The following is an 18,156-nucleotide window of genomic DNA, read 5'->3' as shown; positions in this document are numbered from 1 at the left end:
GGGAGATCCCCATATGCATGATGTATCTATAGTGATACCTACCCGTAACCGTATAAACGACCTTACAGTGTGCATAGAGTCTATTAGCAAGCAGACACAGCTAGAGAATGTCTCCATCGAGCTCTGGATTGTGGATGACGGTGAGATTCCTGAAGAAAGATTAACCTATTATCGTAACATACTGAACAAATTGCCACAGGCTGAGTTTCGATATCATCGTAAGACTAATCCGGGACTCTGGCTTTCCCGTTATGAGTCACTTGGACTAGTAAATGCTGAAATTGTGCTTCATTTAGACGATGATGCAGAATTAGATGATTCCTTATATATTCGACGATTACTTGATACTTATGCAGCGGACGATTCAATTGTAGGTGTAGGCGGGGTGGCTAAAGGCATGCGCAGCAGCAAACCGGGCCGGCTGTTTGGCATGCTGACCGGACAAATGTCCGGATCCCCGGGCAGATTATCCCCAAGCATGTTTGCAGGCTCCCTATTCCTCTGGGGAGAGAAGGAGCAGGTTTTTGAGACGGATTTTTTTCACGGCTGTAATATGTCATTCCGGCGCTCAGCATTACAAGATATGAAACCCTATCCTTGGATGACAAGTTACTCCATTGCCGAGGATATTTACTTGTCTCATTTGGCTAGCCGTTATGGCAAGCTTGTCATTAACCCGGCTATGAAAATCATTCATCATGAGTCGCCGGGATCTCGGGATAAGGCGGGCGTTGTTGCAAGAGCTACTGCCATCAATCATTATTATCTGCTCAACTTACGTAAAGCACCCCCTATGAATTATGCCGCATTGATCTGGACGTTAACCTGTCTTACAGGTAAAGAAACTCTCAAACGAAATTTTAAAGCCGTTAGCGGTTATGCCAAAGGAATCCTTTTCGTAATGAATCCTCGTAAAAACAAATACCGTGAATACATGCTAGATTAGCTTAATAGCTACCTCTATATCCACAGCGTTGCTCCGAATCAGATTGCGGGGCTTTTTTTTCGTGCAGACGGAGTTGTACCTAAATACGCCATGAAATTAATTTCCATCAACTTCTGATCTAGGGTATGATAGTAATAATGTGTTTTAGAAACTAACTTTATGGATGGTGGAATATGTTCAAGAACAAAAAAACGACGTTGATCCTCGTTGTTATCGTCATCGTCGTCATAGCTGTCGGCGCTTGGCTAATTACTAAAAATAAGGATGACAAAGCGACGGAAACACCGGGTGGCGCAACAGCTTCAGGAAAAGGCGAAGCCAAGTCACTCTCACAGACCTTTTATATCTATGACACGGTCGTGAATATCAAAGTGTTCGGAGAAAATGTAGCCCAAAAAAATATGGATGATATCCAGCAAATGCTGGAGCGCATGGATATGGAGCTTAGCCGTACAAAAGAAGGCGGCGAGGTTTACGCAGTCAATCAAGCAGCAGGAAAAGAAGCGGTTGTCGTTTCGGACGAGACCTTAGATGTTGTAAAACAATCCGTGCAATATGCAAAAGAAATGGACGGGCTATTCGATCCCACGATTGGTCCGCTGATCGACCTCTGGAACATCGGTAGTGGCGGAGATAAAGTCCCTGATCCAGCATCTATCGATGCAGCCAAGAGCCTAACCAATTACAGGGACGTTGAAATTGACGAAGCTGCTAAGACCGTGAAGCTACTGAAGGAAAATATGGTACTGGATCTTGGAGGTATCGGCAAAGGGTATGCTGCTGACCGTATCGCTGATTATTTAAAAGAGCAAGGCCTTAACAGTGCAATGATCAACCTCGGCGGCAGCAGTATTATTGCGTTAGGTACGAAACCAAACGGAACGGATTGGAATATTGGTCTGCAAGACCCTGACCAAAGCCGCGGCACACAACTAGGAACGATTAAAATCGCGGATGAGGTCATCGATGCTTCTGGTGTTTACGAACGTTATTTTATGCAAGACAATGTTCGTTATCACCATATTCTTGATCCACGCACAGGTTACCCTTCTCAGAACGGTCTCAAAAGCTTGACCATTATGAGCCCTAATGCAACAGATGCGGATGCTTTGTCCACTGGGGTGTTCTTGATGGGGATCGAAGAAGGTATGAAATATCTGGAGTCGTTACCTGAAGATGTAGAAGCTTTCTTTATTACCGATGACAACAAAATCTACGCCACACCAGGCATTAAAGAAAGAATGAATCTGACTGATCCTACGTACAGCTTCGCTGATTAAACGAAAAGAGCTTGCCCCCATAAGGCCGTTGTTGGCTTTGGGAGGCAAGCTCTTTTGTTGTGGATAAAGGTTCTTTGGCGTGGCTGAGGGATATTCATTGCCCATTCATCGCCCAGCAGCCTGATAATTAGGGAATTCCTCCCTAAAATCATTAGATTTTTTCAATGTAAACCTTCGATTAGGGAAAACCTCCCTAAAAATCACCCGAATATGGCTATAAACATGTTTATTTCGGTTTTATTAGGGAGGAATTCCCCAATAACCTCAATTTCGCGCTCTAACCGGTTAATTTCAGGGAGTTTTTCCCTAATTAATTCCCGATCAAGATTTTTGCAGCACCAAAGGCAACTCGCTAAATTCCTTATAATTCGTAAAAATATAACTAGGCCTATGATCCGTAGCCGGCTGTCTGCCTCTCGGATTATACCAGCAGACCTTCCAGCCAGCCGCAAGCGCTCCTACTACATCATTAGCCCAGGTATCGCCTATATAAAGTGAATGGTCTGGTGAAGTGCCAGACTTCTGATTTACATGCAAAAAGAGTTGCGGATCTGGTTTGGCCAGACCTACCGCGTCAGAAATAAAAATCATCTCCTCGGGGATCATCTGATCCAGACCTAATCCGCGAATCTTTTTCATTTGATGATCTTTGGGTCCATTCGTAATGATGCCTACTTTATGACCAGCAGCAATGAACCTTTCCAATTGCTCCCGGACTCCATCTATCATTTGAATGGTGTACTGACGGCCAATGTATGCCGCTTGTACCGCCGTGGCTTGGTCACGATCAAGCTGTAAACCATACTCTGCAAAAGCAAGCTCCAATCGGCGTACCCTAGTTTCCTCCAGCGGAATTTCTCCACGTAAATACATAGGCCATAATACATCACTATGATGTCTTACTTTATAAAATAATTCTGCAAAGTCCAGACTGTTCTCATCCGGTCTAAGCACTTGACGCACCGCTTCTTTAAAAGGAACCAAATGATCATATAAAGTATCATCAAGGTCAAAAAAGATTGCCAGCTTATTACTTGTATCCACTTTAACGCCCCTTACTCATCTTTCTCTCTAGCTTTAGAAAAAAAGGTTATAGGTATAAAAATCATCATCCCGAATGTAGCCATGCGCTTCATATAAACGCTGTGCCCCCACATTCGCCGTCATTGTTGTCATGGACAAGCCCTTCGTATTCGTAGCGAGCGCATGAGCTCTGGCACTTTCCAGCAGCTTGGAGCCGAGCCCATGGCCTCGCAGTTCCGCAGTTACATATAGATCATTCAATATCCAGAGACGCTCCATAGAAACCGATGAAAAAGAGGGATAGAGCTGAGTGAAGCCCCACGCTCTTTTCTCCTCGCCTTCTCCCCCCACCGCAATAAAGATTACCGATTCGTTCAGCTTCAATCGATCTGATAAAAAAGCACGTGCACCATCCAGATCAGAGACTGCCCCATAAAATACCCGATACTCATCAAACAATGGGATAAGCCGTTCCAAATCATCATAGATCACACGTTCAATACGATAGTTGTTCATCCTCAGCGCTCACTTTCCGGCTTGGGCCGTTTTAACGTTATTGTATATTTCAGCCGTACCGTGCACCATGGAGCGAACGCCAGATCATTTGGACAATTATTCTTATTCTTTGGAATCGTAGAACACATGCCGGGCACTGACTTTACCCTCTTCGATATCCAAAATTCCGAAGGAATACAGTTTCTCACGTCGTTTATCTGTTGGCGATCCTGGATTAAAGAGCAGAATCCCATTCTCTTCCCGCAATAAAGGCTGATGCGAATGACCAAAAAGAATACAATCCACCTTATCGTTCGCAAAAGCAAGCAGCGCATTCCCGTCCGTTCCTTTGCGGGAGTGTGGCGTATGCCCATGGACCATTCCGATCCGGACTCCCTCAAGCGTTAGCAGCTTACGCTCCCCGAAACGCTCAATGATCTCTATTCCATCGTTATTTCCAGCAATCCCTTCCACTGGAGCTAATTCAGCCAACAAATCGTAGATTCCCATACTCACCCAATCTCCAAGATGCAGAATCAAGTCTACATTCCGGAATTCAGCAACAAGCGCTTTGGGCAGAGACTTAGCCATTCTTGTCATATGTGTATCTGATACCACGCCTACTTTCATATAACTCAGCTCCTAATCTATCATACTCATCTCATATTCAAATAATTGTACGATTTGCTTAAACGAGAAGCAAGTTCTGTGACTTCTCCCACACAGAAAAGCCGGGTACACCCCACTAACACAGGGCATATCCGACTGCCATTAAGTAATTACGAAGAAATCATTTACGCTTACTACCTTCTACAGTATTTAGCATCCCAACTCAGTTCTCTCTATCCTGCCAATTCCATAATCTTACTTCTTCAACATGAATATTACTGACCCATTTTTCTTCCTTTAACTTGAGCAACTCTTTAACCGGACCGGTTACGACAGCTCCATACAGCCTAACTCCGTTCTTCTCCAGATAGCTAATGGAGTCATCCAGATCAATAAACGGAATTACCTTGTTGGCGATCGATTTATGCTCCTGCATTAAGTGCAGTGTCTTAAGGAAGTTCGCATTACGCAGTTCACCATCCCCATATGAGTCAACAGATGGAGAAACACTCGTGCGGCTAGTCACCCCTCCAAACCAACCCCACTTTTTCTTTGATTCTTGTGTCACCTTCATATCATCAGCATGCCAGATAGGCATACTTGGAAATCCTAAGGGATCATTTATTACTGGCTCTTGTGTCCTTGGACCTGTATCTGCTGCGAACCATAAAAGTTCAAGATTTTTATGCTGAAACTTCTTCAATAGCTCATCTGTCGTAAAAAATTGTTCAAAAGACAAATAGGCTTCTCCTACCGTACCTTCAGGGAGCTTCTCTAGTTTTTCCCACTCACTGCTGTCATCCATCCTATTTTCTGCAGACTGGTTCTCAATGGGATAGATAAAGTAATTACCTGTCCCACTGCGTTCATATGTCCATGAATAACTATAGATTCTAGGCCAGCCTAATAGAAACTTCATCGAATAATCTCCAACATTAATCCGCGCATCACCAATTTGTTTTATTATTTCACCCTGCAGATTCATACTAAAAAACGGTCCGGAATCACTACTCAAATGGACGATCGTATTCGGCTGTGAAACAGCAATTGCGGAAGAAACGACATCACGGTAAGTCTCTCCTCTTTCTCCAGTGCTATAAAATACCGCTGTGATGATACTGCTGACAATCAAAAAAATCAAAAACGCAGAAATCACCGTTAAAGTATTCGATATACGTGCTTTCCACTTGCCACGGCGGATGATCTTTTTTTCTTTGCCGGGTCTGTTTCTTTTACCCTTTCCGAATTTTATGCTCTTCTCCTCATCTGGAGCCGGCTTTTCTTCGCCCATGAGTTCATCCAGATAAGCCTGGTAAGCTTCCATCTTCTCTAACTCACGCTCAACCTCATCCCTATCCTCATCAGCAAGAGTGCCTTCGCCATACCTTCTTAACTTCTCCTTAAACTCTTCACTCATGTTCATTTCTCCTCCGCTCTGCCTCACGCAGCTTCTGTCTGGCCCGAAAGATCAATATCTTATATTGGGACAAGCCCACATCCATAATGTCCGATGCTTCCCGATAACTCAGCCCATGAAAATCATGCAGCAGCAGTGCATTTCTCTGATTGTCCGGTAGCTCACTTACCGCTATCCTCATCTCTTCCCAACGTTCCTGATGAAGCAGTGTGCTTTCTGTGGTATCTGGATGAGCAAGCTTTTTGAAATAATCCTCACTCTGAACTGTACTGCGACCTTCCTTTCGCTTGTAATCTACGAAGGCGTTATAAGCGACACGGAACAGCCATGGTTTAATCTTCTCTTCTTTACAATTCTCCAAATGTAGATAAGCGCGATAAAAGGTTTCTTGCATCAAATCTTCAGCCGCATAATGATCACCACAAAGGGAGCGCAAATAGCGGTAAATATCCATCACATACATCTGATATATTTCATCCAATGAATTTCGCTTCATGCACTCCCCCCTTAACCTAACCACGTATCCCAGCCTGAAAAGTTACAGATAAATTTAGCAACTAGTATGAATATACCAGTAAATCTATGGAAAAAAGCGAAAAAAGCCTGCTGGCAAGGAGTATTACTCCCGCCAACAGGCTTTTTAATTCACCAAGTTACTCTGCTTACAGAACAACTTCAACTTCTTTGAGCATTTCGCTAACGGATATTAAACCGCCACCGGACAAATACCAGTAGTTAGGATCCAAGTAGATGATCTTACCGTTTTTAAAGGCATTTGTATTCTTCACTAGATCGTTTTCAACTGCTTTTTTAGCTGAACCGGATTCACCGCCATCACTCTTCACAACCGCATCTCTGTCTACTACAAACAGATAATCCGGGTTCTTATCCGCTACATATTCGTAAGATACGCTTTGTCCGTGAGTGGATACTTCAATTTTATCATCTGCCTGTGCAAATCCGAACACATCATGGATAATCCCAAAACGGGAACCTGCACCGTAAGCACTGATTTTTCCTTCATTCGCGAGAATAACAAGTGCTTTTTTGCCATCAGCTGTTGCCTTCGTATTCAAAGCTTTGATGGAATCATTGATAGTCGCAAGCTCAGTTTCTACTTCTGCTTCTTTTCCAAAAATTTGACCCAGCATTTTCACGTTATTCGTAAAAGATTCCATATAGTTTGCATTATCTACAGCCACATACAGAGTAGGTGCAATTTTGCTGAATTCTTCATAAGAATCCTGTTGTCTGCCGGAAATGATGATCAGGTCCGGAGAAAGACTGTTTATTTTTTCGAAGTCAGGCTCTTTCAAACCACCAACATTCTCATATTTAGCATCGTTATATTTAGAGAGATAAGCCGGTACATTACTTTGAGGCACTCCAGTCACCTCTACGCCCAGTTTATCCAGCGTATCCAGTGTACCGAAGTCAAAAACAACCACTTTTTGCGGATTGCTTTTGATAGTTGTTTCGCCAAGCGCATGCTTGAAAGTAAGCTCTGTCGGTGCTGTAGTTGCTTCCGTTGTTGGTGCAGTAGTAGCCTCCGAATTGCCTGCCGCTGCTGTGTTGTTATTTGAAGTTGCTGCATTATTGGAGCCGCAAGCCGCCAAGATTACCGCAAGAAATACTGTCATCATCAGTAAAGATAAGTTCTTCTTCAATGTATTCACCCCTAATTTTTATAGTGAAGCTATTTGAATTATTCGCGTATGCGTTAAGAAGCTGGCGCCTTTCACTTCTTACGTTACGTCATAATAATATCCGCATAGTAATAGTTACCTTTTTAGAAATAGACACCGATTTTTCGGCCTCCTATAGTTTCAATAGGAATGTCCATGTCATATACCTCTTTAAGAACTGCAGAATCTATAATTTCATCCGCTGTACCCGAGGAAGTTACTCTTCCATTTTTAAGCGCAACAATGTAGTCAGAGTAACAAGAAGCAAAGTTAATATCATGGATAACGAGCACAATCGTCTTCCCCTTCTCGTCCACCAAGCGGCGAAGCACCTTCATAATTTGGACGGAATGCTTCATATCAAGGTTGTTGAGCGGTTCGTCGAGCAGAATGTACTCTGTATCCTGAGCCATGACCATGGCAATATATGCCCGCTGGCGTTGCCCTCCACTGACCTGATCAATATATTTATCCTGCATCTCTTGGAGATCCATGTAAGCAATCGCTTCGTCAACGAACGCCCGATCTTCAGAGCTCAGCTTCCCCTGTGAATACGGGAACCTCCCAAAAGAAACGAGCTCCTTCACAGTGAGGCGTACGCTAATATGATTGGACTGCTTTAATACCGATATTTTACGAGCAAGCTCATTACTTTTGCAGGTACCGATTTCCTTACCTTCGATCAGCACCTCTCCCGCGTCTTTGGAGATAAGTCTGCTGATCATGGAGAGCAGTGTACTTTTACCCGCACCATTTGGTCCGATAAACGAGGTGATTGCGCCCTTTTTAATGGACAAGGACACATCATCAACGACGGTTACTCCGCCATAACGTTTGGTTAAATTTTTAACTTCTACCACGACTTATTCTCCTTTAACAGCAGATAGACGAAGTAGACGCCGCCTGCAAAATTGATAATCACACTAACCGTAGTATTGAATCCAAAAACACGTTCGACCAGGAACTGCCCGCCGACAAGCGCAACAATGCTCAGCAGAATCGTTCCAGGAATCAGATAGGCATGCTTATAGGTACGGAACAACTGGTGTCCTACATTAGCTACCAACAAACCTAAGAAAGTGATTGGCCCCACTAATGCCGTCGAGATCGAAACGTAGATAGATACAATAACTAGCAGCCTTTTGACTACATAGTCATAATTGATCCCCAGATTAATGGCTTCGTCTTTTCCAAGCGAAATAACATCCAAATACTTAACAAATCGCAGGAAGTACAACGTAGTTAACGTCAGAACAATGGTGGAAAGAATCAATAGGTCACTGCTGACATTGTTGAAGCTGGCGAACATTTTCCCCTGTAGAATCAGGAATTCGTTCGGATCAATAAGCACTTCCATAAAAGAAGACGCGCTCTGGAACATCGTCCCCATGATCAGCCCTACCAGCAGCAGGAAATAAATATTTTGTCCTTCCCTACGGAACATTAGCTTATACAATACGCCTGAAAACAGGACCATGAGGCACGCAGAGAACAAGAAGTTGATGTTTTTATTCATAAAGGTCATATTCGATGAACCTAAGGCATAAACACCGAACGTCTGGATTAACATGTACAGGGAATCGAGCCCGAGAATACTTGGTGTCAAAATACGATTGTTCGTGATGCTCTGAAAAACTACGGTAGAGACAGCTATCACAACTCCGGTAATCAGAATGGCCGCCAGCTTTCTTCCCCGGCTGGGCAGAACGTAGTCCCAATTTCCCAAAGCATGATACGTCATAAACAAGACGATGAGGGCGACAGCACTTATTGATAATATAGTTAGTTTTGTCTTCATCTCTAGTTCGCCTTTCTTCTCATCAGCAAGTAGATAAACAGACCACTACCGATGACGCCTACCGTGAGACTGATTGATATTTCATATGGATAGATAATGAGCCTGCCCAGAATATCGCAGAACAGGAGGAACACCGCTCCGAGAATGGCTGTATGCGCCAGATTTTTTTTGAGGTTATCCCCTATGTACAACGTTACAATGTTAGGTACTACTAGACCCAGAAATGGAATCGTACCTACGGTTAAAATGACAACAGAAGAGATTAACGCTACAATTACCAATCCCACGTTGACCACCGCTTTGTAGTTCATGCCAAGATTAACGGAGAAATCCTCGCCCATACCGGCTACCGTAAATTTATTAGCGAAGAGGTACGCCAGAATGACAAGTGGAATGCTGATATAAATTAATTCGTATTGGCCTTTGATAATCGTCGAGAAATCCCCAAGCATCCAAGATGAGATATTCTGAATCAAATCATTTTTATACGCAAAAAATGTTGTAATCGAGCCTACAATGTTGCCGAACATGAGTCCGACCAGCGGGATAAAAATACTATCCTTGAACTTGATCCGATCCAGGATTCTCATAAAAATAAAGGTGCCCAATAGCGCAAAAACAAAAGCAACAAGCAATTTCTGCATTGGCGTTGCGCCTGTGAATAACATGAGGGATACGAGAATACCAAATTTTGCGGAATCCATCGTCCCTGCCGTAGTCGGTGAGACGAATTTATTGCGTGACAGCTGTTGCATAATTAATCCGGCAATACTCATGCTGACTCCAGCGGTAATCAATGCGGCTAACCGGGGAATCCGGCTTACCAGCAAGGTCTGTGCTTGAGATTCCGTAAGATGAAAGAGATCTAATGGGGATATATCTTTAACGCCTATAAACAAAGAAATAAATGAAAATACTATTAGAAGTAGGGACAAATATTTTAGTTTCATGAGTTGTTCCTTATCTGTTTAATAGTTTACAAATGCGATATTATGATAATGATTTTCATTCGCAATGTTTTAAATTATACCTAAGCCCACTTTGAGGGTCAACCCTTTCATATACTTAAATTTAAAATAATTAAGACTTAGGCTTATCTGCTTAAGTTACATAAAAAAAGACACCCTAACGGGTGCCTCTTTAATCTCTGCCATATTTTTAGCGCTAAGCCATAGGATTTATTTAAATTTCTTCCAATCCTGATTACTGTTCTCCAGCAGATGTGCAAAATCATTCTCCAACCGCTTCTGCTCAGCCTTGCGCTGATCTTCCACTGCCTTACGGGCAGCTTCTTTACGGTCATTTTCCTCCGCTTTCAACGCATCAGATTGCGCCTTCAGCTTTCCTAGAACATCACTGCTTAGCAGGTCTTTTAACGTAGCAGGACCATCATTCGTAGCGGCTCTTGGTGTGGTAGGCATTTTCTTTTTTTTAGCCACTGTCCATCATCCTTTCTAGTACTGAATTAAATTGGAATTTGTTTAAGTTATTGGTCTTTTCGTTTATAATGTTTACTAAGAGGTGAGCCCTATGAAGTCCAATGATTTATGTCCCCGGCTACAAAAAAGTATGGATATTATCGGCAGGCGTTGGACTGGTTTAATTATCTACCAGCTCCTTCAAGGACCCCAACGTTTCAATGTAATTGAAGCGGCATTGCCCATCAGTGGAAGACTGCTCTCCGAACGGCTCAAAGAGCTGGAACAGGAAGGGATCGTTCTTCGAGAAGTGTTCCCAGAGACCCCCGTGCGAATCCAATATTCTTTGACGGATAAAGGTCTTGCCCTGGAATCAGTCATCCGAGACTTACAGAGTTGGTCCAAAGAATGGGTCGATTGCGACACCGATAACCTAGATCCAACTCTCAAAATGTAAGCGTTTTATCTGGTATTTTAGACTTTAAGGCCTACAATGACTAAATCGCGCTCTATACCGTCAAGTTCAGCCACACCAGGCAGCATTCCCCACTCTTTAAAACCAAATTTTTTCAGCAAACCAAGGCTTGGATCATTATGTCCAAACACAAAGCCGACTAGATTCTTAATTCCGAGACTAGGAGCTTTCTCAATGGCCTCTGTCAGAAGAATTCTGCCAGCACCACCACCACGGAACTTTTCATTCACGTATACGCTGATTTCTGCTGTTACATTATACGCTGGACGACCATAGAAGGATTGAAAACTGAACCATGCTGCAATTTCATCTCCTTGCTTCAGTACCCATAAGGGACGGTGATGGCTGTTATGCTCAAGAAACCATTTCTCCCGGTCTGCAACAGTAATGGGTTCCAGATCTGCAGTTACCATCCTCCCAGCAATCGTTGAGTTATAAATATCTACAATAGCTGCTAAGTCTGCAGATGTCGCATCTTCAATTCTGCTGTTCTCCCAATTCATCCCTTAATTCCTCCAAATGTGTTAATTAACTCAGGCCGACCTGCTCCTGGCTCCATTGCCACAGCCGTTCGGCCTCTATTGTATTCTGCGCTCTGGGAGACAGTTGTTTAATCTTTCTTCGATAATAATATTGACCGGTTACCTCTCCAAGATCAGGATCTGTAGCCAAATAAATCGCTGTATCGGCGCCTTGTTCAGGTGTTAAGAAAAAGTATGAGAGTAACTTAAGTACCGACTTGCCGAAGCCTGTCTGCCGGTTTACACCTATATTCGTCCCCACTGCACCTGGATGCAAGCAATTCACCGTCACCCTTGTTCCGTGAAGACGCGAAGCCAGCTCCCGCGTGAACAGAATATTGGCTAGCTTGGATCGGGCATAGGCTTTTGCAGGATTAAAACGGCGAGCCAGGGTTGGATCTTCATAATGGAGCGCACCTATTTTGTAAGCACCGGAGGCAACCACAATGATACGGCCTTGCTCTGCTGCCTGCAACGACTCAAGTAACAGATTTGTAAGTAGAAAATGCCCCAAATGATTTACGCCAAGATCCATCTCAAAGCCGTCCTTCGTAAGCTGACGCTTAATCGTGACTACCCCGGCGTTATTGATAAGTATGTCTAGCATCGGATATTTCATAGTAAATTCCTCAGCAAAGCTGCGAATGCTCTCAAGTGAAGCCAGATCACACAACATGAGCTCGATATCCTCGGAGTGGCTCTTTTGTTTGGCGGCAGCAAGTGCTTCTTCTCCCCGCTGGCGATTACGGCAAACCATAATGACTTTGGCTCCCTTGCGAGCCAGTTCAACTGTTGTAGCCAGCCCCATACCGGAATTCGCTCCGGTAACAAGTGCGATTGTTCCTCTCATTCCAAGAATCACTCCTCTCTCAACAACCGTACCTGAATAAGCTTTAGCCTAACCTTAGGAGAAGTATATTTAAAGATATGTTACACCAACTAGTAGGGTTAAGAAAAGCTTCATGTCATGATTAGCCAACGATAGTTATAGTTCGTCAGGTGCGTCTGGTCTATTTTTGATCTATAATAGGAATATTGCAGTTCTAATCGTGAAGTTGAAAGGGGAACACCAACTATGAATAATGCTCTGACAAGCCTAGAGCAGCAAATGGCGGGCGAAGGCCTGGATGCCCTGCTCGTAACAGATCCCAAGCATGTCTACTACTTAACCGGCTTCGCCAGCGATCCGCATGAACGTTTTCTGGGTCTGCTGCTGATACGCGGAGAAGAGCCTATGCTCATTCTGCCTGCATTGGATGCAGAAGCGGCTCAAGCGGCTTCTTCGGTCACCAAAATCCTAACTCACAGTGACACTGATAATCCCTATAACCTGCTTAAAGATTGTTTCGGCAGCAGCAAGCTTGGAACTCTTGGCATAGAGAAGGAACATTTCTCAGTAGCCCGTTTTGAACACCTAACCGCTGCTGTTCCAGCTGAACGGTTTAGTGATATTGGTCCATTGCTGCGCAGCATGCGCTCCAAAAAGACCCCGGATGAAGTTAAGCGCATGAAACATGCCGCTGAGCTAGTTGAGGAAGCCTTGCGCCGCGTTCTTACCCACGTAAAAACAGGCGTTACAGAAAACGATCTAGTAGCGGAGCTAGAATATCTAATGAAAAAGGTTGGCGCTTCCGGTCCTTCCTTCGACACTATGGTGCTTTCTGGTCCGAAAACTGCCCTACCTCACGGTGTTCCTGGCAACCGGGTCATTCAACCAGGCGATTTCCTGATGTTTGATATCGGGGTGTATGCCGATGGTTATGCTTCTGATATTACACGTACCTTTGCAATTGAATCCGTGGACGACAAGCTAATCACTATTTATAACACTGTGCTGGCTGCCAACGAAGCTGGGATCGCTGCCTCCAATCCTGGAGCACCTTTCGGCTCAGTCGACAAAGCTGCACGTGATGTAATTGAGGAAGCTGGATTCGGGGAATATTTCTTGCACCGTGTCGGACACGGACTGGGTATGGATGTTCATGAATATCCATCACTTCACGGACAGAACGATGACATTATCGAGATCGGCAATGTGTTCACCGTTGAGCCAGGAATTTATGTGCCTGGACTAGCGGGTGTGCGTATCGAAGATGATCTGATTATTACAGCTGAAGGCGCAGAGACCTTAACAAGCTTCCCTAAGGAACTGACTATTCTTCATTTGTAGAAAAGAATTACAAGCCACGGTCAAAAACACAGAGCAGCGATTCCTCCAATAATGAGAGAATCACCGCTCTGTGTTTGTTTTTATTTAAACCTGTGTTCCCCACATCCCGCGAATCGACCCAGCCTCTTTAACCATCCTGCCGACCAGCTCCGCGACTGTAGGTATATCTTGGATCATTCCTGTTACTTGACCTGCCCAGCCGATGCCCTCTTCTTTGATACCATCATAAATCCAGCGCTTGTTGGCTGCACCACTGATATATTCTTTTAATGCTTCATAGGTCGGTGTCACGCGCTCGATTTCAAGAATTTGATCAATGTAGTCACTACGCAACACTCGTGCGGGTGCTCCAATAGAACGTTTGATTACAACCGTATCCGACTCTGAGCTTTCTACTAAAGCTTTTTTATAAGAAACAGCCGCGTGCACACATTCCACTGTAGCAACGAAACGAGTGCCCATTTCGATTCCCTCAGCCCCAAGCGCATGAGCAGCCATCCATCCACGGCCATCTCCGATCCCTCCTGAAGCAATCACAGGGATATTAACCGCATCGACCACTTGAGGAACGAGCACCATGGTTCCAACATCGTCACGCCCTAAGTGACCCCCGCCCTCTTGCCCAACAACAATAACTGCAGAAGCGCCTAATTGTTCGGCCTTTTGGGCTTGTCTGCGTGAGGAGACGAGCACGAGCGTTTTAATATCGGTGGGCAGTAACATTTCCAGTATAGGGGCTGGATTCCCTCCAGTGAGGCTCACCACGGGAACCTGCTCGTCGATGGCGACCTGCACCCGGTCTTCATAACCAATCCCATGCATGCCGATAGCAAAATTAACACCAAATGGCTTGTCTGTTAGTGTTCGTACCCGCCGTATTTCTGCACGTAAGGCCTCAGCATCCGGAAGACTCATTGCTGTGACCTGACCCAGTCCACCGCTATTTGAAACCGCAGCCGCGAGGTCTGCATAACCTAAATAAGCAAGTCCTCCTTGAATAATAGGATATTCTATGTGCAATAACTCCGTAATACGGGTGTTCCATTTCATCTTCATCTACACCTTTCCTATCTTTAAGCAAAGCAGAATCACGGCAAATAAAAGGGCAACTCCCCCTGCCAGATAATCTATCTGCTGAAATTGCAGTCTTTTAAAAGAAGTCCTTCCTTTACCATTACCATAAGCACGCGCATCAATTGCATAGCTCAGCTGTTCAGCACGTTGAATCGTTGTGAAGAGCAGAGGAATAATGATCGGAATGTACGCGTATATCCGTTTAGGCAGTGACAATACTGTAAGATCATAACCTCTAGCCTTTTGTGCGAGAAAGATACGATCAAGCTCCTCCTTGAGGGTAGGGATAAAACGGATCGCAATCACTATCATTAAAGAGAACTGTTCTACGGGTACCCCCAATTTGGATAGAGGGGCAAGCAGCTTTTCCAGACCATAAGCTAAGTCCAGCGGCTTAGTAGTTAAGGTTAGAACTGAGGCTAACAAGATGAGCAATATAATACGCCATACAAAACGTAATCCTGTTCGCAGTCCCTCTTCAGTCACCTCGATAAAAACCCATGACCAGAGAACCGTCCCTTTGGTGAACACGGCATTGTAAACAAAAGTAAACAATAAAATAAATAATACCGGCCGCAGCCCTCGCCAAAAAAAATGCACAGGAACTTTCGACAGTAACAACATTCCCAGTACAAAAAAGGTTGCAACAACATAACTAATCCCCGTTCCAAGCATCATAAAGCTAAGCATGAGTATCACGATACTTACAAGCTTTGTACGAGGATCTAAACGATGAAAAATCGAATGTGTCTCCACATATTGACCGACTAATACGGAATCAGCCATGCTCTTGCCCCCTCGAATGCCAAATCGGCAAAATCGCTTCGAGGATATCCTGCTCTTTACAGCTGGCAACTTCAATCTTCTGGTCAGATAATTCCTCCATTAGCTTCAAGAGCTGTACGGGTTCAGGCAAGGATAGTCCAAGTTCCAGCAGTAATTCTTCCTTTTCCAGAAACAATGTTCTGATATCATGATGCCCTTTTAACTGACCTTCATGAAAAACAATGACCTCATCCGAGTATTCGGCAACATCATCCATCTGATGCGAAACGAAGAGGATCGTGTGATTGTCTTGTTGCTGCCATTCCTTTAGTAGCTTCAGCAAAGACACTTGGCTAGCAGGATCGAGACCCGCTGTCGGTTCATCCAAAATCAGCAGCTTCGGATTTGTCATCAGTACAGAGGCAATAGCTACACGGCGCTTTTCACCACCGCTTAACTGGAATGGATTTAAGGGGAGAATTCCCTCAGGCAAACCCACTTGTGGCAAAATCGTTTCAATCGCCTCTGTAATTTGCTGACGTGAAGCGCCCTGTTGATTCAGAGCAAAAGCAAGCTCCTTATACACCGTTGTTTCGAATAGCTGATGCTCCGGATATTGAAAAACGAAACCCAACTCAGGGACAACCTTTAAGCGCCCTTTGGCATCTCTGCTGGCAGGCTGCTGATTAATCCAATAGTCTCCTTTTACGGTGGGAATCAAGCCCTTCAGCACTTTGACAAAGGTAGACTTTCCTGCGCCTGTTGGACCGATAATAGAAATCCATTTGCCCTCAGGAATAGTGCAGTTTATATTGTGCAAAGCCACATGATCGGCATAGTTCACACTTAGATTTTTTAATTGGTAGACCATTGTGATCGAATTATCCCCTTCCAATCGGCTGTTAGCGGTGCTGCTGAATGGAGCAATGTATGTACACGCACTGCGAAGGGCAGATGTAATTGATAGTCCGCAACAGGCATGGTTTCAAAAAAAGTTAGTGGATCGCCGTCAAACTCAAGTCGTCCTTGGTGCAGGAGCAATACGCGTTCTGCTGCAAGCACTTCCTCCATATGGTGGGTGATATGAATAAGGGTCAGGCCTTGACGATGCAGCTCTTGCATGATGGAAAGAACCTGCTGTCTTCCCTGAGGATCAAGCATTGAGGTAGCCTCATCAAAAATAATGACTTGCGGGCGCATCGCCAATATAGCTGCGATAGCGACACGTTGCTTTTGACCTCCAGATAACTGATGTGGCATAGCCTCCAGATAATCCTCCATTTGAACGGCCTGCAAGGCATGATCCAATCGGCTGCGCATTTCCTCCCTCGGCACACGGATATTCTCCAAACCAAAAAGCACCTCATCCATAACGGTTGTGGTGATAAACTGATCCTCTGGATTCTGAAAAACAAAACCGATTTGCTGATGGATCTCCGCAAGATCCGTTGGTTTTGCCGTGTCCAAGCTCTTAAATTGTACAGCCCCTTTTCGTGGCAGCAGCAGTCCGTCCATGAGCTTTGCAATAGTGGATTTGCCAGAACCATTCGCGCCAACTATCGCCACAAACTCCCCTGCTTCTATCGTAAAGCTAATATCCTCCAGGAGAGGTTGTCCCTTTTTATAATAAAAACAAACTTGATCGAAGGTAAGCATTTATTCACTCCCCTTTTGAAGGTGCCAAGCAGCAAAAAATGCCTCAATGCTGTTCTCGGAAAATGCAGGTGCAGGCTTCTCCCATTTTGTCACTTTTGATCCATTCACAGCAAAGATTTCACCGGTTAAATCCGCGTCGGACTCCCTCAATAATGCAGTCACGAAGGAAGCAATAGCCTCCGGGTCACCTATTCTCCAAAAGTCAGGCAAAGGTTCATTCCGACTGGCATGTTTTTCCCTCAGATGGTCAATTATAGGTCTGGTCATATCCGTTAACGCCGCTGGAGAAATCGCATTGACCCTAATCTGGTCACGTTTCAGCTCTGCTGCGAGCGTCCACATCATGCCGAGTATTCCAGCCTTGGCTGCACTATAATTCACCTGACCCACGGAACCTGCTAGTCCAGCAGCAGAGGTCATCAACAGGATATCCCCACCTGTCTCACGCATATGTGGTAATACTCGTTGAATGCTATAATAGGTGCCATTTAAATGCACATCCAGAACAGTCTTCCACTGTTCATCCGTCATACGCTGACATTTCTGATCCTGCAAAATCCCCGCGTTAGCTATCAACACCTCGATACGACCGTATCGGGCAATGACCTCATCTACCATGGCAGTGACTGCGACTGGATCGGCTACATTAGCAGCGTACCCTAGCGCCTCTCCGCCTGCCTGGCGGATCTCGCGCACAACCTCATCAATTAAGACTTGTTTCGTACCATTTACAACCACTATATAACCTGACTTGCCAAGCTGCATGGCAATACTACGTCCGATCCCTCTTGTTGCACCAGTAATTAAGGCTACTCTATTCATCA

At 44.6% G+C, this 18,156-nt stretch carries 21 protein-coding genes; 4 read left to right on the top strand and 17 right to left on the bottom strand.

Annotated elements, in window-relative coordinates:
• The first annotated feature begins 13 nt into the window (after positions 1 to 13).
• Positions 14 to 946 carry a glycosyltransferase family 2 protein gene (locus NYE72_RS06245; RefSeq protein ID WP_036681860.1) on the top strand — a complete coding sequence of 311 codons (933 nt, stop codon included), beginning with the start codon at positions 14 to 16 and terminating at the stop codon, positions 944 to 946.
• Between the two features lie 173 nt (positions 947 to 1,119).
• Entirely contained in the window at positions 1,120 to 2,226 is a 1,107-nt protein-coding gene (locus NYE72_RS06240) for an FAD:protein FMN transferase (RefSeq protein WP_076272021.1), read from the top strand.
• Positions 2,227 to 2,547: 321 nt separating this feature from the next.
• Here the strand turns inward: NYE72_RS06240 and NYE72_RS06235 are convergent, their stop codons facing one another.
• The 10 genes from NYE72_RS06235 to NYE72_RS06190 all read right to left on the bottom strand — a co-directional run bounded on the left by NYE72_RS06235 (position 2,548) and on the right by NYE72_RS06190 (position 10,692).
• Positions 2,548 to 3,270, bottom strand: coding sequence for an HAD family hydrolase (locus tag NYE72_RS06235; RefSeq protein WP_339211550.1), 723 nt, complete (start codon positions 3,268 to 3,270; stop codon positions 2,548 to 2,550).
• Between the two features lie 33 nt (positions 3,271 to 3,303).
• Positions 3,304 to 3,765, bottom strand: a complete 462-nt coding sequence (locus tag NYE72_RS06230; RefSeq protein ID WP_339211548.1) for a GNAT family N-acetyltransferase — start codon at positions 3,763 to 3,765, stop codon at positions 3,304 to 3,306.
• Between the two features lie 102 nt (positions 3,766 to 3,867).
• Complete coding sequence (locus NYE72_RS06225) at positions 3,868 to 4,374, bottom strand: metallophosphoesterase (RefSeq protein ID WP_036681852.1); 507 nt, start codon at positions 4,372 to 4,374, stop codon at positions 3,868 to 3,870.
• Positions 4,375 to 4,576: 202 nt separating this feature from the next.
• Positions 4,577 to 5,770: an anti-sigma factor gene (locus NYE72_RS06220; RefSeq protein ID WP_038569190.1), complete on the bottom strand. Its 1,194-nt coding sequence runs from the start codon at positions 5,768 to 5,770 to the stop codon at positions 4,577 to 4,579.
• Complete coding sequence (locus NYE72_RS06215; protein ID WP_038569189.1) at positions 5,763 to 6,266, bottom strand: sigma-70 family RNA polymerase sigma factor; 504 nt, start codon at positions 6,264 to 6,266, stop codon at positions 5,763 to 5,765. Before NYE72_RS06215 ends, NYE72_RS06220 begins: the two co-directional genes overlap by 8 nt.
• A 166-nt stretch (positions 6,267 to 6,432) precedes the next feature.
• Entirely contained in the window at positions 6,433 to 7,437 is a 1,005-nt protein-coding gene (locus NYE72_RS06210; RefSeq protein WP_339211546.1) for a siderophore ABC transporter substrate-binding protein, read from the bottom strand.
• A 122-nt stretch (positions 7,438 to 7,559) separates the two neighbouring features.
• Positions 7,560 to 8,315, bottom strand: coding sequence for an ABC transporter ATP-binding protein (locus NYE72_RS06205; protein ID WP_339211544.1), 756 nt, complete (start codon positions 8,313 to 8,315; stop codon positions 7,560 to 7,562).
• A complete protein-coding gene (locus tag NYE72_RS06200; RefSeq protein WP_339211542.1) occupies positions 8,309 to 9,253 on the bottom strand; it encodes an iron chelate uptake ABC transporter family permease subunit in 945 nt (314 codons plus the stop codon). Before NYE72_RS06200 ends, NYE72_RS06205 begins: the two co-directional genes overlap by 7 nt.
• Before the next feature lie 2 nt (positions 9,254 to 9,255).
• Positions 9,256 to 10,203, bottom strand: a complete 948-nt coding sequence (locus NYE72_RS06195; protein WP_339211541.1) for an ABC transporter permease — start codon at positions 10,201 to 10,203, stop codon at positions 9,256 to 9,258.
• Positions 10,204 to 10,431: 228 nt separating this feature from the next.
• Positions 10,432 to 10,692: a YqkE family protein gene (locus tag NYE72_RS06190; RefSeq protein WP_076104810.1), complete on the bottom strand. Its 261-nt coding sequence runs from the start codon at positions 10,690 to 10,692 to the stop codon at positions 10,432 to 10,434.
• Positions 10,693 to 10,783: 91 nt separating this feature from the next.
• Here NYE72_RS06190 and NYE72_RS06185 point away from each other — a divergent pair, with 91 nt between their 5' ends.
• Positions 10,784 to 11,128, top strand: a complete 345-nt coding sequence (locus NYE72_RS06185) for a helix-turn-helix domain-containing protein (protein ID WP_076104811.1) — start codon at positions 10,784 to 10,786, stop codon at positions 11,126 to 11,128.
• A 17-nt stretch (positions 11,129 to 11,145) separates the two neighbouring features.
• Here NYE72_RS06185 and NYE72_RS06180 read toward each other — a convergent pair whose 3' ends face one another.
• Positions 11,146 to 11,649, bottom strand: coding sequence for a GNAT family N-acetyltransferase (locus NYE72_RS06180; protein WP_076104812.1), 504 nt, complete (start codon positions 11,647 to 11,649; stop codon positions 11,146 to 11,148).
• A 25-nt stretch (positions 11,650 to 11,674) separates the two neighbouring features.
• On the bottom strand, positions 11,675 to 12,517 hold the full coding sequence (locus NYE72_RS06175; protein WP_076104813.1) for an SDR family oxidoreductase: 843 nt from the start codon (positions 12,515 to 12,517) through the stop codon (positions 11,675 to 11,677).
• Positions 12,518 to 12,742: 225 nt separating this feature from the next.
• Here NYE72_RS06175 and NYE72_RS06170 point away from each other — a divergent pair, with 225 nt between their 5' ends.
• Complete coding sequence (locus tag NYE72_RS06170) at positions 12,743 to 13,837, top strand: Xaa-Pro peptidase family protein (RefSeq protein WP_036681827.1); 1,095 nt, start codon at positions 12,743 to 12,745, stop codon at positions 13,835 to 13,837.
• An 84-nt stretch (positions 13,838 to 13,921) separates the two neighbouring features.
• Here the strand turns inward: NYE72_RS06170 and NYE72_RS06165 are convergent, their stop codons facing one another.
• Genes NYE72_RS06165 through NYE72_RS06145 form a run of 5 tightly spaced genes read right to left on the bottom strand, consistent with a single transcriptional unit; the run spans position 13,922 to position 18,154 of the window.
• A complete protein-coding gene (locus NYE72_RS06165; protein ID WP_038574185.1) occupies positions 13,922 to 14,887 on the bottom strand; it encodes a nitronate monooxygenase family protein in 966 nt (321 codons plus the stop codon).
• A gap of 6 nt (positions 14,888 to 14,893) precedes the next feature.
• Positions 14,894 to 15,697, bottom strand: a complete 804-nt coding sequence (locus tag NYE72_RS06160; protein WP_339211538.1) for an energy-coupling factor transporter transmembrane component T — start codon at positions 15,695 to 15,697, stop codon at positions 14,894 to 14,896.
• Positions 15,690 to 16,547 carry an ATP-binding cassette domain-containing protein gene (locus NYE72_RS06155; protein ID WP_038569181.1) on the bottom strand — a complete coding sequence of 286 codons (858 nt, stop codon included), beginning with the start codon at positions 16,545 to 16,547 and terminating at the stop codon, positions 15,690 to 15,692. Before NYE72_RS06155 ends, NYE72_RS06160 begins: the two co-directional genes overlap by 8 nt.
• A complete protein-coding gene (locus NYE72_RS06150) occupies positions 16,532 to 17,332 on the bottom strand; it encodes an energy-coupling factor transporter ATPase (protein WP_036681818.1) in 801 nt (266 codons plus the stop codon). The genes NYE72_RS06155 and NYE72_RS06150 overlap by 16 nt, the downstream gene beginning before the upstream one ends.
• On the bottom strand, positions 17,333 to 18,154 hold the full coding sequence (locus tag NYE72_RS06145) for an SDR family NAD(P)-dependent oxidoreductase (protein WP_080742418.1): 822 nt from the start codon (positions 18,152 to 18,154) through the stop codon (positions 17,333 to 17,335).
• Positions 18,155 to 18,156: the final 2 nt, after the last annotated feature.

This window comes from Paenibacillus sp. FSL L8-0333, assembly GCF_037965665.1.
Classification (GTDB): domain Bacteria; phylum Bacillota; class Bacilli; order Paenibacillales; family Paenibacillaceae; genus Paenibacillus_AQ; species Paenibacillus_AQ odorifer.
Note: the sequence above shows the minus strand (reverse complement) of the source record. Positions and strands in the feature narration are given on the sequence as shown.

What these genes read in the sequence shown, in the direction of transcription:
- NYE72_RS06245 (WP_036681860.1), top strand. Translation starts at nt 14, where the DNA reads ATGCATGATGTATCTATAGTGATACCTACCCGTAACCGTATAAACGAC.
- NYE72_RS06240 (WP_076272021.1), top strand. Translation starts at nt 1,120, where the DNA reads ATGTTCAAGAACAAAAAAACGACGTTGATCCTCGTTGTTATCGTCATC.
- NYE72_RS06230 (WP_339211548.1), bottom strand. Translation starts at nt 3,765, where the DNA reads ATGAACAACTATCGTATTGAACGTGTGATCTATGATGATTTGGAACGG.
- NYE72_RS06225 (WP_036681852.1), bottom strand. Translation starts at nt 4,374, where the DNA reads ATGAAAGTAGGCGTGGTATCAGATACACATATGACAAGAATGGCTAAG.
- NYE72_RS06220 (WP_038569190.1), bottom strand. Translation starts at nt 5,770, where the DNA reads ATGAGTGAAGAGTTTAAGGAGAAGTTAAGAAGGTATGGCGAAGGCACT.
- NYE72_RS06215 (WP_038569189.1), bottom strand. Translation starts at nt 6,266, where the DNA reads ATGAAGCGAAATTCATTGGATGAAATATATCAGATGTATGTGATGGAT.
- NYE72_RS06200 (WP_339211542.1), bottom strand. Translation starts at nt 9,253, where the DNA reads ATGAAGACAAAACTAACTATATTATCAATAAGTGCTGTCGCCCTCATC.
- NYE72_RS06195 (WP_339211541.1), bottom strand. Translation starts at nt 10,203, where the DNA reads ATGAAACTAAAATATTTGTCCCTACTTCTAATAGTATTTTCATTTATT.
- NYE72_RS06185 (WP_076104811.1), top strand. Translation starts at nt 10,784, where the DNA reads ATGAAGTCCAATGATTTATGTCCCCGGCTACAAAAAAGTATGGATATT.
- NYE72_RS06180 (WP_076104812.1), bottom strand. Translation starts at nt 11,649, where the DNA reads ATGAATTGGGAGAACAGCAGAATTGAAGATGCGACATCTGCAGACTTA.
- NYE72_RS06175 (WP_076104813.1), bottom strand. Translation starts at nt 12,517, where the DNA reads ATGAGAGGAACAATCGCACTTGTTACCGGAGCGAATTCCGGTATGGGG.
- NYE72_RS06170 (WP_036681827.1), top strand. Translation starts at nt 12,743, where the DNA reads ATGAATAATGCTCTGACAAGCCTAGAGCAGCAAATGGCGGGCGAAGGC.
- NYE72_RS06165 (WP_038574185.1), bottom strand. Translation starts at nt 14,887, where the DNA reads ATGAAATGGAACACCCGTATTACGGAGTTATTGCACATAGAATATCCT.
- NYE72_RS06160 (WP_339211538.1), bottom strand. Translation starts at nt 15,697, where the DNA reads ATGGCTGATTCCGTATTAGTCGGTCAATATGTGGAGACACATTCGATT.
- NYE72_RS06155 (WP_038569181.1), bottom strand. Translation starts at nt 16,547, where the DNA reads ATGGTCTACCAATTAAAAAATCTAAGTGTGAACTATGCCGATCATGTG.
- NYE72_RS06150 (WP_036681818.1), bottom strand. Translation starts at nt 17,332, where the DNA reads ATGCTTACCTTCGATCAAGTTTGTTTTTATTATAAAAAGGGACAACCT.
- NYE72_RS06145 (WP_080742418.1), bottom strand. Translation starts at nt 18,154, where the DNA reads ATGAATAGAGTAGCCTTAATTACTGGTGCAACAAGAGGGATCGGACGT.